At 65.3% G+C, this 16,109-nt stretch carries 17 protein-coding genes and 1 pseudogene; 9 read left to right on the top strand and 9 right to left on the bottom strand.

Annotation, left to right across the window (positions count from 1 at the left end):
- The 6 genes and pseudogenes from FHW81_RS21270 to puuE all read right to left on the bottom strand — a co-directional run.
- Positions 1-124 (bottom strand): annotated as a pseudogene (locus FHW81_RS21270) (Hcp family type VI secretion system effector); the annotation flags it as partial.
- A gap of 618 nt (positions 125-742) precedes the next feature.
- Positions 743-2,020: a urate hydroxylase PuuD gene (locus tag FHW81_RS21275; protein ID WP_003122923.1), complete on the bottom strand. Its 1,278-nt coding sequence runs from the start codon at positions 2,018-2,020 to the stop codon at positions 743-745.
- A 48-nt stretch (positions 2,021-2,068) separates the two neighbouring features.
- On the bottom strand, positions 2,069-2,578 hold the full coding sequence (locus FHW81_RS21280; protein ID WP_003083329.1) for an ureidoglycolate lyase: 510 nt from the start codon (positions 2,576-2,578) through the stop codon (positions 2,069-2,071).
- Between the two features lie 54 nt (positions 2,579-2,632).
- A complete protein-coding gene (gene alc, locus FHW81_RS21285) occupies positions 2,633-3,631 on the bottom strand; it encodes an allantoicase (RefSeq protein ID WP_003114681.1) in 999 nt (332 codons plus the stop codon).
- A 17-nt stretch (positions 3,632-3,648) separates the two neighbouring features.
- Positions 3,649-4,164: a 2-oxo-4-hydroxy-4-carboxy-5-ureidoimidazoline decarboxylase gene (uraD, locus tag FHW81_RS21290; RefSeq protein WP_003087205.1), complete on the bottom strand. Its 516-nt coding sequence runs from the start codon at positions 4,162-4,164 to the stop codon at positions 3,649-3,651.
- Positions 4,161-5,087: an allantoinase PuuE gene (gene puuE / locus FHW81_RS21295; RefSeq protein WP_003083336.1), complete on the bottom strand. Its 927-nt coding sequence runs from the start codon at positions 5,085-5,087 to the stop codon at positions 4,161-4,163. The genes uraD and puuE overlap by 4 nt, the downstream gene beginning before the upstream one ends.
- A 372-nt stretch (positions 5,088-5,459) precedes the next feature.
- On the opposite strand from puuE, the gene uraH reads away from it, so the two are divergent.
- Positions 5,460-5,840: a hydroxyisourate hydrolase gene (gene uraH, locus FHW81_RS21300; RefSeq protein ID WP_003087207.1), complete on the top strand. Its 381-nt coding sequence runs from the start codon at positions 5,460-5,462 to the stop codon at positions 5,838-5,840.
- 240 nt (positions 5,841-6,080) lie between these two features.
- On the opposite strand, the gene FHW81_RS21305 is transcribed toward uraH, so the two are convergent.
- The gene (locus tag FHW81_RS21305) at positions 6,081-7,430 is read right to left on the bottom strand and encodes an NCS2 family permease (protein ID WP_023090688.1); all 1,350 of its coding nucleotides are present in this window, start codon (positions 7,428-7,430) and stop codon (positions 6,081-6,083) included.
- Between the two features lie 374 nt (positions 7,431-7,804).
- Between FHW81_RS21305 and FHW81_RS21310 the strand changes: the two genes are divergently transcribed.
- Positions 7,805-8,584, top strand: coding sequence for a GntR family transcriptional regulator (locus FHW81_RS21310; protein WP_003083340.1), 780 nt, complete (start codon positions 7,805-7,807; stop codon positions 8,582-8,584).
- Positions 8,585-8,730: 146 nt separating this feature from the next.
- Here FHW81_RS21310 and FHW81_RS21315 read toward each other — a convergent pair whose 3' ends face one another.
- Entirely contained in the window at positions 8,731-9,792 is a 1,062-nt protein-coding gene (locus tag FHW81_RS21315; protein ID WP_003082649.1) for an SMP-30/gluconolactonase/LRE family protein, read from the bottom strand.
- A gap of 140 nt (positions 9,793-9,932) precedes the next feature.
- On the opposite strand from FHW81_RS21315, the gene rnd reads away from it, so the two are divergent.
- The 3 genes from rnd (at position 9,933) to FHW81_RS21330 (ending at position 12,534) form a co-directional block, all read left to right on the top strand.
- The gene (gene rnd, locus FHW81_RS21320) at positions 9,933-11,057 is read left to right on the top strand and encodes a ribonuclease D (RefSeq protein WP_003145300.1); all 1,125 of its coding nucleotides are present in this window, start codon (positions 9,933-9,935) and stop codon (positions 11,055-11,057) included.
- On the top strand, positions 11,054-11,347 hold the full coding sequence (locus FHW81_RS21325) for a YcgL domain-containing protein (RefSeq protein ID WP_003082651.1): 294 nt from the start codon (positions 11,054-11,056) through the stop codon (positions 11,345-11,347). The genes rnd and FHW81_RS21325 overlap by 4 nt, the downstream gene beginning before the upstream one ends.
- 254 nt (positions 11,348-11,601) lie before the next feature.
- Complete coding sequence (locus tag FHW81_RS21330; protein WP_003082652.1) at positions 11,602-12,534, top strand: D-2-hydroxyacid dehydrogenase; 933 nt, start codon at positions 11,602-11,604, stop codon at positions 12,532-12,534.
- Positions 12,535-12,545: 11 nt separating this feature from the next.
- Here FHW81_RS21330 and aitP read toward each other — a convergent pair whose 3' ends face one another.
- Positions 12,546-13,502: a CDF family iron/cobalt efflux transporter AitP gene (aitP, locus tag FHW81_RS21335; RefSeq protein WP_016851819.1), complete on the bottom strand. Its 957-nt coding sequence runs from the start codon at positions 13,500-13,502 to the stop codon at positions 12,546-12,548.
- A gap of 67 nt (positions 13,503-13,569) precedes the next feature.
- Between aitP and FHW81_RS21340 the strand changes: the two genes are divergently transcribed.
- The 4 genes from FHW81_RS21340 (at position 13,570) to FHW81_RS21355 (ending at position 16,027) form a co-directional block, all read left to right on the top strand.
- Complete coding sequence (locus FHW81_RS21340) at positions 13,570-13,845, top strand: metal/formaldehyde-sensitive transcriptional repressor (RefSeq protein WP_003082658.1); 276 nt, start codon at positions 13,570-13,572, stop codon at positions 13,843-13,845.
- A 76-nt stretch (positions 13,846-13,921) separates the two neighbouring features.
- Positions 13,922-14,371, top strand: coding sequence for a YcgN family cysteine cluster protein (locus FHW81_RS21345; RefSeq protein ID WP_003082662.1), 450 nt, complete (start codon positions 13,922-13,924; stop codon positions 14,369-14,371).
- 148 nt (positions 14,372-14,519) lie between these two features.
- A complete protein-coding gene (locus tag FHW81_RS21350; protein ID WP_003082669.1) occupies positions 14,520-15,047 on the top strand; it encodes an RNA polymerase sigma factor in 528 nt (175 codons plus the stop codon).
- A complete protein-coding gene (locus tag FHW81_RS21355) occupies positions 15,044-16,027 on the top strand; it encodes a FecR family protein (protein WP_023090687.1) in 984 nt (327 codons plus the stop codon). Before FHW81_RS21350 ends, FHW81_RS21355 begins: the two co-directional genes overlap by 4 nt.
- The last annotated feature ends 82 nt before the right edge of the window (positions 16,028-16,109 follow it).

Raw genomic sequence — 16,109 nt, forward strand, 5'->3', positions numbered from 1 at the left:
GGACCATCACCTGGTCCTCGTGGCCTTCCTGGTAGGTGTTGCCGACCGAATCCTCGGTGAAGGCGCCGGCGGTGATCAGGCCCTGCTTGGTGCCGATGATGGACATGTAGGCGGGGGTTGCCATGGATACGTTCCTTGTCGTTGAAAGTGCCCAGGCGATATGCCGGGGGCATCGGAGCTAGACAAGAACCGTGCCACTAGTCTTGAAACTCTTTTCCATCAAGGCGTTATTGGGGGAAGCCAAAAATTCGCTGGCGATTCTCATGGGAAGAACACTGAAAATTGCGCAACTTTTTGCGCACCGCTTGCAAAAAGTTGCGCACTCTCTCGGAGCCCTTTGGGTATTTGTTCCCTAGCGTTCTATCCACAACGTTATCAACCAAAAAGTTGCACAGTTCTTCATTGGCAAGGCAGCCGAAGATGGGGCGCGCACTATCACACGACGCAGCACAGGTCCCCCGGCCACACAGATCACCCGAGCGAAGTTTGCTGGGCAAATACGAGACGACACGTACCTGCGGATAGCGATGGTTGGTTGGTCGCTTTCAATGGTGGAGCGCCGCACGGTTTCGTTCCATCGGCCCAGGGTGAAGGAAAGTGAGTTATCGGAGAGGTTGGGGGCTGAAAGATATGGCCAGTTATGGCCAAAAGCCCTCTATGGAGAGGGCTTTTGGGGTAGGGCCAGCAGGGTTGTTCTGCTGCGGGGAACCGGAGGTGCGGTTCTTAGCCTTTCGGCCAAGGCTCAGTTGATCTGTGCGCCCTTGGCGATCCAGCTGCCGATCAGGTTGCGTTCTTCCTGGGTCATCTGCGTGATGTTGCCCAGCGGCATGATCTGCGAGGCCACGGCCTGGGCCTGGATCTTCGGTGCCAGTTGCTGGATCTGCTGCGGGGTGTCGAGCATGATCCCGCCTGGCGCGGTGCTGAACAGCTGGCTGGTCGGTTTCGCCGAGTGGCAGACGGTGCAGCGCTCCTGAATCACGTGATGGACCTTGTCGAAGTCGGCTCCGCTCGCGGCCCCGGCATTGGAGGCCTGGGTCGCGGCGGGCGCGGCTGGTGCGTCGCCGCCGGTCGCCGGTTGTGCCGGTGCCGCCGCCGGGGTGCTGGCCAGCGGTGCGGAAGCCTGCTGGTAGTTCGGCGTGGTGACGAAGGCCAGGGCGATCATGCCCAGCGCGCCGGCGGGCAGTGCCCAGGCGAAGCGGTTGCTTTCGTGGCGGGTGTTGAAGTAGTGGCGTACCAGTACCGCGAGCACCGCGATGGCGGCCAGGATCAGCCAGTTGTACTGGCTGCCGTAGGTGCTCGGGAAGTGGTTGCTGATCATGATGAACAGCACCGGCAGGGTGAAGTAGTTGTTGTGCCGGGAGCGCAGCAGGCCCTTGGCCGGCAGCACCGGATCGGGCTCGCGGTTTTCTTCGATGGCTTTCACCAGCGCGCGCTGGGCCGGCATGATCACCCTGAACACGTTGCCGACCATGATGGTGCCGATGATCGCGCCGACGTGCAGGTAGGCGCCGCGGCCGCTGAACACCTGGGTCAGGCCGTAGGCGGCGGCGACCAGCAGGACGAACAGGACCAGGCCGAGCAGGGCAGGGGTCTTGCCCAGTGCCGAATCGCAGAGGACGGTGTAGACGAACCAGCCGCAGACCAGCGAACCGATGCCGATGGCGATGGCCGCTGCCGGCGCCAGGTCGCTGCCGGGGGCGATCAGGTAGAGGGTCGGGTTCAGGTAGAACACGATGGTCAGCAACACCACCCCGGACATCCAGGTGGAGTAGGCCTCCCATTTGAACCAGTGCAGGTTCTCCGGCATTTTCGGCGGAGCCAGCTTGTACTTCTCCAGGTGGTAGATGCCGCCACCGTGGATTGCCCAGAGGTCTCCGGACAGGCCTTCACGCGGGTTGCTGCGGTTGAGGTTGTTCTCCAGCCAGACGAAATAGAACGAAGCGCCGATCCACGCGATCCCGACGATCATGTGAATCCAGCGCACCAGCAGGTTCAGCCATTCGATGAGATGTGCTTCCACAGTCTTGTACCTCTTGCCCTGGCCGGCGGACCGGCGGCAGGACCTCTCTTATTGGTTTGATTGGGGGTCGAGGAGGAGCTGTTCGTCCTCGGTGAAGAAATGCTCGTCGCAGTTGTTCCCGGAACCGCTGCGATCGACCACCAGGAAGTCATCCCGCTTTTCGATCGTCAGCACCGGATGGTGCCAGACGCCGCGGTGGTAATTGACGCCCTGCCTTCCGTTGGTCAGGAAGGCGCGGACGAGGCCCGGTACAGGTACATCGCCAAGTGGCGCGACCACGACCAGAAAGGGGTTGCCGAGCAGCGGGATGAAGGCCTGGCTGCCCAGCGGATGGCGTTCCAGCATGCGGATGCGCAACGGCATTTCCAGCTTCTCGGCGCTGAAGATGCTGATGATCGCGTTATCTTCCGGCTGCGCGGTCTCGACCGTGGCCAGCTTGTGATAACGGCGGGTGGAGCCGTTGTTGATCATGAAATAGTCGCTGCCGGCGGTTTCGATCACGTCACCGAACGGGGCGAAGGCTTCCTTGGTCAACGGCTCGATCTTGAGAGTGCGCATACTGATCCTGTCGATTCTGTTTGTTGTATTCCGGACGCACGCGGGGCCCGGGTCTCACGGTAATTGTGGCCTGCCGAACAGGCGCAGGCGGCTGACGCCGCCGTCGGGAAAGATGTTCAGGCGTACATGGGTGATCGGGCCGAGGGCGTTGAGGTGCCGCTCGAACCGGTGTTCCTGGTGCATTTCCAGCTTCTGCGCTGGCAGCAGCTCGCGCCAGAAGAGGCTCTGCGCCTCGATCCGGGCCTCGTTTCCGCCTTCCACGAAGGCGGCCTGGATGCTGCAGCTTTCCGGATAGTTGCCCTTGAAGTGCAAGGTATCGACGACCGCCGCCTCGATGCTGCCGGGATGGCCGAGGGCGACGATCACCCAGTCGTGGCCCGGCGTGCGGCGGCGGCCGGTTTCCCAGCCGTCGCCCATGTTGATGGCACGTCCGGGGTTGAGCAGGTTGCCCATGCGTCCGAAATGCTGGTCGGAGCAGGCCAGCGCCCGGCCGCCGTTGACCGCTGCGGCCAGGTCGAGCGCCGTTCCCGGCGGCTGGTTGCTCCAGTCGCGGTAGGGCACGCCATAGAGGCGCAGGCGGGCGATACCGCCGTCCGGGTAGATGTTCAGGCGCAGGTGGGTCCAGGGACGTTCGTCGTCTATCGGGTGGTAGTGATGGCTATCGCCCTGCAGCCCCACCGCCGCCAGCACTTCGCTCCAGGACGTGCTGTCGTCCGGGTCGCCTTCGGCGCAGAAGCAGCCATCCAGGGAAGCCGCCGGCGGATGGTTGCCGGTGAAGAAGCGGGTGTCGATGTCGACGCCCTTCAGCACGCCCGGCACACCCAGGCGGATCACCGCCTGGTCATGGCCCTCGAAGCGCTTGCGGCGGGTTTCCCAGCCGTCCATCCACTTGCCGCTGTCGTCGAATACGCCTTCCTTCCACACCGGTTCGCCGGCCTGCAGCATGCGGCTGGCCGGGGCGAACCATTCGTCGCTGACGGCGACCACCTGGCTGCCCAGGCGCGCGTCGGCGAGGTCGAGGTAGTGGCGGAAGGGCGAGTGTTCGGCGTTCATGCTCGTCTCCGCAGGCCTCAGAGCTGCTGCAGGCGGAACAGGGCGATCTTGTTGATCTCGGCCAGCGCGGTAGCGAACTCCTCGTCGGCGGAGTGCTGGATGCGTTCCTCGAAGGCCGCCAGGATCTGATGGCGGTTGCTGCCCTTCACCGCCTTGATGAAGGGGAAGCCGAACCTGGCCTTGTAGGCGTCGTTGAGTTCGGTGAAGCGGGCGAACTCCTCGGCGCTGCATTCGTGAATCCCGGCGCCGGCCTGCTCGGAGGTGCTGGAGGCGGTCAGTTCGCCACGGATCGCCGCCTTGCCGGCGAGGTCCGGGTGGGCGTTGATCAGCGCCAGCTGGGCCTCGCGGCTTGCCGACAGGAGAATGTCGGCCATGCGCTGGTGCAGGCCCTCGATATCGTTGAGGCTGTCGTCGATACCCAGGTCATAGGCCTTCTCGGCGACCCAGGGGGAGTGTTCGTAGATGTCGGCGAAGGCTTCGACGAAGGCCTCGCGGGACAGCGAGGCGGGGGTCAGGGTCTGGAAACGGCTCATGCCTCGGTCTCCTGGAAAGGATGCTCACGGTGCCAATGGCGGGCGATGTCTTCGCGGCGGGCGAACCAGACCTTGTCGTGGCTCTGCGCGTACTGGATGAAGCGCTCCAAAGCGGCCATCCGCGCCGGGCGACCGATCAACCGGCAATGCAGGCCGATGGAGAGCATCTTCGGCGCCGTCGCGCCTTCTTCGTAGAGCACGTCGAAGGCGTCCTTCAGGTACTGGAAGAACTGCTCGCCATTGTTGAAGCCCTGCACCTGGGTGAAGCGCATGTCGTTGGTGTCCAGGGTATAGGGAATCACCAGGTGCGGTTTCTCCGCGGTGCTGGCCGGGTCCCAGTAGGGCAGGTCGTCGTCGTAGGTGTCGGAGTCATAGAGGAAGCCGCCTTCCTCCATCACCAGGCGCCGGGTGTTCGGGCCGGTGCGTCCGGTGTACCAGCCCACCGGGCGCTGGCCGGTGAGTTCGGTGAGGATGCGGATGGCTTCGAGCATGTGCTCGCGCTCCTGGGCCTCGTCCATGTACTGGTAGTCGATCCAGCGGTAGCCGTGGCTGCAGATTTCGTGGCCGTCGGCGACCATCGCCCTGATCACCTCAGGGTTGCGCTGCGCCGCCATGGCCACGGCGAACACGGTGAGCGGCACGTTGCGTCGCTTGAACAGCTTGAGCAGGCGCCAGACCCCGGCGCGGCTGCCGTATTCGTAGAGCGATTCCATGCTCATGTGGCGCACGCCCTGCAAGGGCTGGGCAGCCACCATCTCGGAAAGGAACGCCTCGGACTCCTTGTCGCCATGCAGGACGCAGCGCTCGCCACCTTCTTCGTAATTGAGCACGAAGGACAGGGCGATGCGGGCATCGCCGGGCCAGTGAGGGTGGGGAGGGTTGTTGCCGTATCCGATCAGGTCGCGTGGGTAGTCAGCGCTCACAGCAGTGTTCCTTATTGTGGATGGGGCGGCGGGCCGGACGGGCCGGGGATGCCGTGATGGATTTATTGTATACAAGTTTGCCTGCGGTCTGTAAATACAATCCTGCTTGCCGATCCCTGCCATTCATCCAGCAAAAAACCTGCCCGACTGGTCAGTTATCGAAGAATGAGGCCCTGCGGGGTGGGGCTTGTGGAAGGAATGCCCGATTTCGGGGCGGCTGCCGCATTTTCGGTTGTGGCGGTGTTTTTTGTATACAATTCATCGAAGGATAACTTATATTGCTTCGCAAGCGGCTCCCTGGCGGGCTGCAAGCGAGCGGCGCCGGGCAGGTCCCGGAGCGATCCCCATCGAACGAAGGCAAGAGGAGGAGTGGTGTCCGCCAGCGGGCGCCCGCAACCCATGGGACGTTTGACCACGCATGTACTGGATTCCGCACACGGCTGCCCCGGCCATGGCATCAAGATCGAGCTGTACCGGGTAGAAGGCCAGCAACTGGAACTGATCGCCACCACCCTGACCAACCACGACGGCCGCTGCGACCAGCCGGTGCTGCAAGGCGAGGACTTCCGTCCCGGGGTCTATCAACTGGTGTTCAATGCCGGCGACTACTATCGCGCCCGCGGCGTGCAATTGCCGGAGCCGGCCTTCCTCGACCAGGTGGTGCTGCGTTTCGGCATCGCCTCCGCCGACGATCACTACCACGTGCCGCTGCTGATCTCGCCCTACAGCTATTCGACCTATCGCGGCAGCTAGGTGCGTGCCACGAAACACTGACTCTCCGAGTCCTTTTCCCTGGCCCGCCATCGAGCGGGCTTTTTTTCGTTCGCGGGGAGTGCGCCGAGGGTTGCCGGTTATCCGCCACTCGTGGGCAGGAAGGGAAATGCGGCGCAGGGTACGAATGGGCGGGGGATGAAGCTGCGCGTCGCGAGCCCTGCGGGGCAACGACAGGTTCGAGGCGGATAGCCGCGTGCGGCCATCCGCCATCCGGGCGGGTCAGAGGAAGATGAACTTGGCGACGAATATCACGAACAAGGCATAGAGGCTGGCCGAGACTTCGCGGTGCTTGCCGGTGAGGACCTTCATCGCGACGTAGGTGATGAAGCCCAGGGCGATACCGTCGGCCACCGAGAAGGTCAGCGGCATCATGATCACCGTGACGATCGCCGGGATGGTCTCGGTGTGCTCGTCCCAGTCGATGTGCGCCATTCCGCCCATCATCAGCATGGCCACGTAGATCAGCGCGCCGGCGGTGGCGAAGGCGGGGATCATCCCGGCCAGCGGGGCGAAGAACATCGCGGCGACGAACAGCACGCCGACCACCACCGCGGTGAGCCCGGTACGTCCGCCGGCGGCCACGCCCGCGGCGCTCTCCACGTAACTGGTCACCGGCGGGACACCGAGCATGCCGCCGAACACGCTGGAGGCGCTGTCGGCCTTCATCGCTTTCGACAGGTTCTCGATGCGCCCGTCCTCCTTCACCAGGTGCGCGCGCTGGGCGACGCCCATGAGAGTGCCGGCGGTATCGAACATGTGCACGAAGAGGAAGGCCAGGATCACGCTGATCATGGTGACGTTGAACGCGCCGGCGATGTCCATCGCCAGGAAGGTCGGCGCCAGGCTCGGCGGCGCCGAGAATACCCCGCCGTACTGCACCAGGCCGAGGGCCCAGCCGACCAGGGTGACGCTGAGGATGCTGATGAGGATGCCGCCGAACACCCGGCGGTACTCGAGCACGGCGATCATCAGGAAGCACAGTGCCGCCAGCAGCGGGCCGGGCGAGGTGAGGTGGCCGAGCTTGATCAGGGTCGCCGGGCTGGCCACCACGATGCTGGCGGTCTTCAGGCCGATCAGGCCGAGGAACAGGCCGACTCCCGCACCCATGGCGAACCTGAGGCTGCGGGGGATGCTGTTGAGCAGCCATTCGCGGACCCGGGAGAAGGTCAGCAGCATGAACATCACCCCGGAGATGAACACCGCGCCCAGGGCGATCTGCCAGCTGTAGCCCATGGTGCCGACCACGGTGTAGGTGAAGAAGGCGTTCAGTCCCATTCCCGGCGCCAGGCCCACCGGCCAGTTGGCGTACAGGCCCATCAGGAAGCAGCCGAGGGCGGCTGCCAGGCACGTGGCGACGAACGCCGCGCCGTGGTCGATGCCGGCGTCGGCCATGATGTTGGGATTGACGAAGATGATGTAGGCCATGGTGATGAAGGTGGTCAGCCCGGCCGCCAGCTCGGTCCTGACCGTCGTACCATGCTGGCGGAGCTTGAACAGGCGTTCGAGCAGGCCGGTGGCGGGCGGTGTCGCAGCGTAGATCCCTTGTTCTTCTTGTTTGGTGCTTTCCACAGCAGGTACTCCTCATCGCTCTTGTTGTTAGGTCCTGCGGGCCGGTTGGTTACCAGGTCCCTGACGCGGCTCGAAGGTGATGTGAGGGCACGATTTTCTGACCTCTGGGTCAAGAACTCGTGCGAGCGATTATGCCTTTGTATACAAAAAGGTCAAAGAATGTTTGAGGGTGTTTCGCCACATTTTTATCAGCTTTCCGTCACGCCCCCTTCCGGGCGGTGCCGCGCGCTCGGAACGAGGGGCGGAAAGGGGTGGTGCGTCGGATGCCGCTGCTTGTGTACACTATTTCGCTATCAGCCGCCGGCGTGCCTCACCCACGCCCGTGAGCGAGGATCAGCCCAGGCCACAAGCCGGACGCACAAGGTTCGAGACCGATGACCGATCAGTTGCAACACATCAGGAAGCCGCCGCGCACCGGCAAGGCTGCCCGCAGCGGTACCCAGGACGAGATCGTCTACGCCCACATCTTCGACGCCATCCTCGAACAACGCCTGGCCCCCGGCACCAAGCTGAGCGAGGAGGCGCTCGGCGAGATATTCGGTGTCAGCCGCACCATCATTCGCCGCGCCCTCTCGCGCCTGGCCCACGAGCAGGTGGTGCTGTTACGGCCGAACCGCGGCGCGGTGGTCGCCAGCCCGAGCATCGACGAGGCCCGGCAGATCCTATTCGCCCGCCGCACAGTCGAGCGCGCCATCACCGAACTGGCCACCGACAACGCCACCGCCGAGCGTCTGGCCGAGTTGCGCGAGATGGTGGTGCAGGAACAATCCAGCTTCGCCCGTGGCGACCGGGGCGCCGGCATCCGCCTGTCCGGCGAGTTCCACCTGAAGCTTGCCGAGATGGCGCGCAACGCTCCTCTGGTGAGTTTCCAGCGCAGCCTGGTGTCGCAGACCTCGCTGATCATCGCCCAGTACGAAAGCGGCGGTCGCTCGCACTGCTCGTTCGACGAGCACAACGAGATCCTCGACGCCATCGAGAAGGGCGACAAGGAGCGCGCGGTGACCCTGATGATGCACCACATGGAGCACATCGACAGCAAGCTCAACCTGGAGAGCGACAACGCTTCCGGCGACTTGCACGCGGTGTTCTCGCACCTCCTCGGCGGCAAGAAGAAGCCACGCCGGGCCAAGGCCGACAGCGATTCGGCGGCCTGATCCGAAGCATTGAAAAGCCCCGCGATGCGGGGCTTTTTCGTTTCCGCTGTCCCGTCCTGAATAAGGTTTACACCTCCCATGCCGATTTTCCGGAGAACTAGATGGAGCAAGGTGTAAACCTACTTCAGGACTAGACGCTCGGCTTTTCAGGGGATCGCCAGGCGGCCGATCCGGTCGTTTTCCAGGCTGCCGAAGTAGAGCTGGTCGCCCACCGGCTTCGCCGAGGTGATCATGCGCAGGTGGTGGCCGCTGGTGTCGTGCAGGCTGCGGACGATCCTGCCCTGTTCGTCGATGGCGATGACCAGCCCGTAGGCGGTCGGCTTGGGCAGGAACATGCGCGGCAGCTTGGCCAGCTGCGCCTTCAGCCAGGGATGCCGGTGGAGGAAGTCGGCGTCGGCCTTGCGCGGGGTCGGCAGGGCCACCCAGAAGGTACCCTTGCGGTCGCCCTGGAGGTTGTCCGGCAAGCCCGGCAGGTTGTCGATGAACACCTCGTGCTGGCCAGCCTTCTCGCCTTTCAGCCAGTAGCGGGTGATGCGATAGCGGTAGGTCTCGTTGACCAGTACGAAGTCCTCGTTTGCCGAGAGTGCCACGCCATTGGCGAAGTACAGGTCCTTGAGCAGCACCTCGGTCTTGCCGGTGGACGGGTCGTAGCGCAGCAGGCGGCCGTGCGGTCGGGCCTCGAGCAGGTCGAGGATGTAGTCGGGCTGGTGGAACTTGCTGGAAGCGTCGCTGAAGTAGATGCGGCCGTCGCTGGCGATGTCGAGGTCGTCGGTGAAGGCGAAGGGGACACCGTCGGCCTCGGTGGCGAGGGTTTCCACCTTGCCCTGCGGATCGATGCGCAGCAGGCCTTTCCAGGCGTCGGCGAGGATCAGGTTGCCGGCGGCATCGAAGTCCATGCCCAGCGGGCGGCCGCCGGTGTCGACGAAGGTCTCGACCTTGCCGCTGGCGTCCAGGCGTACCACGCGGCCGTCGGCGAGACCGGCATAGACGCGGCCCTGGCTGTCCACGGCGGTGTCTTCGGGGCCGTGCAACTGGCCCTGGCCAAGCAGCTCGGCCTTCATCAGGGTGTCGTTGGGTTCGAGGACCCCGGTCATCTGCGGAGCGGCCGGAGCATCCCAGGCGAGCGGGTCGATCGGGCTGGTCTTCAGGGCCAGGTAAAGAGCCGCGCCAGCCAGCAGGAGGACGATTATTCCGCTGAGCTTCTTCATGCAGTTCCCTTGTTCGGATTGTCGGACAAAGGGCGGAGTATGGACATTCGCTACGCTCATCGGCAAGCGCGGTGCCGAGCGGAATGCTCGCATGGCGCCAGGCTCTATATAATGCGCCGCACTTGACCAAGGAGATGTTCGTGACCGCGCCCGAAATCCAGTGGATCCGCGATGATGCCAGCCTGGCGCAGCAATGCCGGGAATGGCGCACACAGCCGTACCTCGCGCTCGATACCGAGTTCATGCGCGTCGATACCTTCTATCCCGCGGCCGGTCTGGTGCAGGTGGGCGATGGCCGGCAGGAGTGGCTGATCGATCCGCTGCTGATCCAGGACTGGAGCCCCTTCGCCGAGCTGCTCGAAGACGAGCGGGTGGTGAAGGTGCTGCATGCCTGCAGCGAAGACCTCGAGGTGTTCCTGCGCCTCACCGGCAGCCTGCCGGTGCCGCTGTTCGATACGCAGTTGGCCGCCGCCTATCTCGGCATGGCCCATTCGATGGGCTACTCGAAGCTGGTGAAGGAGGTGCTGGACATCGACCTGCCCAAGGACGAGACCCGTTCCGACTGGTTGCAACGGCCGCTCACCGAGATGCAGATGCGCTACGCCGCCGACGACGTCCAGCACCTCGCCCAGGTCTACCTGGCCCTGGATGCGCGGCTGAGCGAGGAGAAACGCGCCTGGCTGCTGGAGGACGGCGCCGAACTGGTCGCCAACCTCTGCCGCGAGAGTGATCCGCGCGAGGCCTACCGCGAGGTCAAGCTGGGTTGGCGGCTGCGTCCGCAGCAACTGGCGGTGCTCCGCGAACTCTGCGCCTGGCGCGAGGAGCAGGCACGCCTGCGCAACCGGCCGCGCAACCACGTGCTGCGCGAACGTACCCTGTGGCCGCTGGCGCGCCTGCTGCCGAAGAACAAGACCGACCTGGCGGCGATCGAAGACATGCATCCGCGCACCGTGCGCCAGGACGGCGACTTCCTCATCGAACTGATCGCCCAGGCTTCGCGCCTGCCGCAGAGCGAATGGCCCGAGGCGCTGCCCGAGCCGCTGCCGCCGGAGGTCACCCCGCTGCTCAAGAGCCTGCGCGCCATCGGCCAGCGCGAAGCGGAGACCCTGGGCATGGCGCCTGAGCTGATGCTGCGCAAGAAGATCCTCGAGGCACTGCTCAAGAGCGGCTATCCCGACGGTCCCTACGAACTGCCCGATTCCCTCCGCGGCTGGCGCCGCGAACGCATGGGCCAGGCCCTGCTGGACGCCCTGGAGAGCGCATGAAACGAATCTGTTCCGTCTACAAGAGCCCGCGCAAGAACGAGATGTACCTCTACGTCGACAAGCGCGAGGCGTTGAGCCGCGTACCCGAGGCCCTGCTGGTGCCGTTCGGCGCGCCGCAACATGTCTTCGACCTGCTGCTCACCCCCGAGCGCCAACTGGCCCGCGAGGATGTCGCCAAGGTCCTGGAGAACATCGAGAAGCAGGGCTTCCACTTGCAGATGCCGCCGGGCGAAGAAGAGTACATCGAGCATCTCCCGGAAGAGTTGCTGCGCATGAACGACCCGCTCTGACGCGAGCCGTACCCCGCTGGCGCCGGCTTCCCGGCGCCACTTTCACGACGTGAAACCCGCTCTGTGCAAGGCTGCGCCTTCGGTGCATGATGTCCGCAAGATGTCGCACGATAGCGGAACCCCTGGCAGCGACCGTGGTCTACCAGCGCCAAACCTGCTGCTCTCGAGGGCTTCCCTCCAGGAGCCGTGATGCATGAAAGAACAATATTCTCCGGCCTGATCGCCAGCCCTTGTCCGGCTTGGCAGTGTGACCCATGCGCTTGCTGATTCTCGAACGTGACCACGCTCTCTATGCCGCGCTGCTGATGGCGGCCGACCCCAGCCTGAAGGTGGTGGCGGGGGACGATCCCCTGCAGCTCATCGACGCCGCCAGCGAGTGCTCGATCTGGCTCGGCCAGCCCGACCTGGTGGCGCAGATGCTGCGCCAGGGCGTGCATCCGGTCTGGGTGCAGTCGACCTGGGCGGGCATCACGCCGCTGCTGGCCGCCGACCTGCCGAAGGACTACAGCCTGACACGCGCGGTAGGCATCTTCGGCCAGGTGATGAGCGAATACCTGCTGACCTACATGCTCGCCCACGAGCGCCAGTTCCTCGGTCGCCTGGCCAGCCAGGTCGGTTCGCAATGGGATAGCCGCACGCCTGGCGGGTTGCGTGGCCGGCAGGTGGTTATCGTGGGCACCGGGGAGATCGGCCAGGCGGTGGCGCATACCCTGTCCGGCTTCGGCATGGACCTGACCGGGGTGGCGAAGAATCCGCGTTCGCTGGTGCCGTTCAACCGCATGGGGTCGCTCGACGACCTCGGTCGCCTGGTGGAGACGGCCGACTACCTGATCAACCTGCTGCCCGACACCCCCGATACCCACGACATCTACGACCGTGCGCTGTTCGCCCGGCTCAAGCCCACGGCGCTGTTTATCAATGCCGGGCGTGGTGTCGCGGTGGTGGACGCCGACCTGGTGGCGGCACTGGAGAACAACCAACTGGCCGGCGCGGTGATCGACGTCTGCCGCGAAGAGCCGCTGCCGGCCAACCACCTGTTCTGGCATACCCCGCGCCTCTTGCTGACCGGGCACACCGCCGCGCCGACCCTGCCGGGGGCGATGGTCGAACTGTTCCGCGACAACCTCGCGCGCTTCTGGGCGGGTACCGCCATGCGCGGCGAGGTGGACTTCGCTCGCGGCTACTGAGCCGCGTTCCCTCAGGCGGCGAGCGGGAGCAGCGGGTTCACCTCGACGGTGATGTGCACCAGTTCCTCATGCTCGGCCAGGCGGCGCTTGAAATAGTCGGCGCTGCCTTCCTCGGTGGTCAGCAGACTCAGCAGGCAGGCGTACTTGCCCTGGCCGACCTGCCACAGGTGCAGGTCGAGCAGTTCCGCCGGCAGCGGGCTGCTGGCGATCGCCGCGCGGATTTCCGCAGCCACCGGCGCGTCCATCTGCGCATCCAGCAATACCCGGCTGCTCTGCCGGATCAGGCCGCATGCCCAGACACTGACCAGTACCGCGCCGACGATACCCATCAGCGGGTCCAGCCAGGCCGCGTTCCACAGCAGGCCGCCGGCCAGCGCGACGATCGCCAGCAGCGAGGTGGCGGCATCCGCCAGCACGTGCAGGTAGGCGGCGCGCAGATTCAGATCGTGCCGGTGGGCATGATGGTCGTGGTGGTGGTGGTGGTGCGAGTGGCCGTGCCCGTGGTGGGCATGGCCGTCGCGCAGCAGCCAGGCGCAGGCGAGATTGACCAGCAGGCCGAGCGCGGCGACCAGCATCGCCTGCTGGTAGTGGATCGGGCTGGGGTCGAGCAGGCGTTCGACCGATTGGTAGAGCATCAGCCCGGCCACCAGCAGAAGCAGCAGAGCGCTGGTGTAGCTGCCGAGCACCTCGATCTTCCACGTACCGAAGCTGAAGCGCGGGTCGTTGGCATAGCGCCGCGCGGCGCCGTAGGCGAGTACCGCAAGACCCAGGGCCAGGGCATGGGAGCTCATGTGCCAGCCGTCGGCGAGCAGGGCCATGGAGTTGAACAGCCAGCCGCCGGCGATTTCCGCGACCATCATGCAGGCGGTGAGCAATACCGCCCAGCGCGTGTTGCGCTCGGCCAGCGGGTTGCCCTGGTCGAACCGATGGGAATGGCGCAGGGGCTGGGTAGTCGGGGTGCCGGGCATTTGCTACTGTCCTGTCGAGACGTCGAAAATATACTATACCCCAGTATATTACCTTGAGGAGAGAGCGGTGGCCCATACCATCCATGGGAAGAAGAAGCTCCTGGCGCGGGTGCGCCGCATCGCCGGGCAGACCCGGGCGCTGGAGCAGGCGCTGGAAGAGGGCAGCGAATGCGCGGCGGTGCTGCAACAGATCGCGGCGATCCGCGGTGCGGTGAACGGCCTGATGAACGAAGTGCTGGAGGGGCACATCCGCGAACACCTCGGCGCCGAGCAGGCGAGCGCGGAGCAGCGTCGCGAAGACCTGGAACTGGTGGTGACCGCGCTGCGTTCCTACCTGAAGTAGCCATGTGCCGGCCGGTGCTTGGCCTGGAGGGGGCGGGGGACTAGACTATCGCGCCTTTTCACCAGCCCCCGATGCCATGGCCGCCAAAGTCGAACCCTTCTGGAAACGCAAGACCCTCGCCCAACTCGACCAGGACGAGTGGGAGTCGCTGTGCGACGGTTGCGGCCTGTGCTGCCTGCAGAAGCTCGAGGACGAGGACGACGGCAGCGTCTACTACACGCGTATCGCCTGCAAGCTGCTCGACCTGCAAAGCTGCCGCTGCACCAACTACGCCGAGCGCATCCGTTTCGTCCCCGACTGTATCCAGCTCACCCCGGCGCAGGCCGACGAGTTCCAGTGGTTGCCGCCGACCTGCGGCTATCGCCTGGTTGCCGAAGGCAAGGACCTGCCGCTCTGGCACCACCTGGTCTGCGGCGACCCGGAGCGGGTCCACAAGGAACGCATTTCCCAGTCCGGGCGCATGCTCAGCGAGACCCAGGTGGCCGAGGACGACTGGGAGGACTACCTGATCTTCCGCGCCGGCTGAGCTCGCGTCCGTCGCACTTCCTTACTTTGTTAAATGATATGTATTATCATTCGCATATTTGCAAGGGACTTCCGTATCCGACGGAAGCGGGGAGGCGAGGTGTTGCAGCGGGTCAACGGCGCGGGGGGCGCCGCCGGAGGATGCACGGATGGATGAGCGCTTCCGTGGTTCCGTCTCGCATGCCTATCAGGCGTTCCATGGCGAGTTGCTGCGCTTCCTGCGCAAGCACCTGGGCAGTTCGGCGGACGCCGCCGACCTCGCCCAGGATACTTTCGCCCAGTGGCTGAAATGGCCGGGCCGGCAATCGGTCGAGCAGCCGCGCGCATTTCTTTTCCAGATCGCCCGCAACCTGTTGCGCGACCATTGGCGCCGGCAGCAGAGCCGCGGCCAGGATCTCGACCGGCCGGCGGCGAACGACGAACCCGCCGCGCTGGAAGGCGAGGCGGCCGGGCCGGGCGAGCGTTTCGAACAGCAGCAGCGTCTCAGCCACCTGGCGGCCGCGCTGGCCGAGCTGCCGCCGCGGCGGCGCGAAGCGTTCGTCCTGCACAAGTTCGACGGCCTGTCCCAGGTCGAAGTGGCCGAGCGCATGGGAATCTCCCTGAGCATGGTGGAAAAGCACATCGCCAGCGCCTTGCTGCACTGCAAGCGGCGGCTTGGCCAGGGAGGCGAAGGATGAAGCCGCTGGAACGACTGGAACCGCTGTTCGCCGACGAAACCGAAGAGGACATCGATCACCGCGCCGCCTACTGGTTCAGCCGGCGTCGTTCCGGGCATTTCAGCGCTGCCTGCCGGGCCGAGCTGGAGGATTGGCTATGCGCCGATCCGCGCCATCGCGAAGCGCTCGAGGGCATGGAGCGGCTCTGGCGCGAATTCGACGGCCTGCCGCGCCCGGCGCTGGACGATATTCCCGAGCCGGTGCCGGCCTGGCGCCTGCCACGGGCGCTGGCGGCGGCGTTCTTCGTGTTCTGCGCGCTGCTCGTCGCCACCCTGTTCTGGCGCGACCAGTCGCTCGGGCCGAACCTCGCCTACGGCACGGCGCCTGGCGAGCAGCGCGAGGTGGTCCTGGCGGACGGCTCGAAGCTGTTCCTCGACGTCGATACCCAAGTGCAGGTGCGTTACGCCGAGCGCACCCGCGACGTGCTGTTGAAGAAAGGCGAGGTGTTCTTCGTGGTCAGCCACGATCCGGCCCGGCCTTTCCGGGTCGGCAGCGGCGACAGCCGGGTCACCGTACTCGGTACTCAGTTCAGCGTCCGGCGCAACGCGCAGGCCCTCGCCGTGGCGGTGAAACAGGGGCGCGTGGCGTTGCAGCCGTCCCTGGAGAAGGATGCCGAACATGTGCTGCTGGCTGGCGACAGCGCGCGCCTGGACCTCGCCGAGCAGCGCCTGGAACTCGGCCATGTGGCGCCGGAGCAGGTCGCCAGTTGGCGCGATGGGCAACTGGTGTTCCGCGACAAGCCGCTGGGCGAACTGGTGGAGGAACTGTCGCGCTATCGCGCCGCGCCGATCCGCCTGGGAGATCCCCGGCTTGCCGGCAAGCGGGTCTCCGGTACGGTGCGGATCGCCCGCCCCGACGATTTTCTCCTCGCCCTGCCGGCGCTATTGCCGGTGCGGGTGCAGCCGCAGGCTGGTGGCGAGGTGCTGATCCTGGCGCGCTGAGGCGCGTCGTCAGCATCAATGAAAATATTTTTCATTCGCATATGTGGGTTTTTCTCCCTGCTGCGTCTTCTCTGCTGTCCGT

It is taken from the genome of Pseudomonas sp. RC10-4-2 (assembly GCF_050433085.1).
GTDB classification, from domain to species: Bacteria; Pseudomonadota; Gammaproteobacteria; order Pseudomonadales; family Pseudomonadaceae; genus Pseudomonas; species Pseudomonas aeruginosa.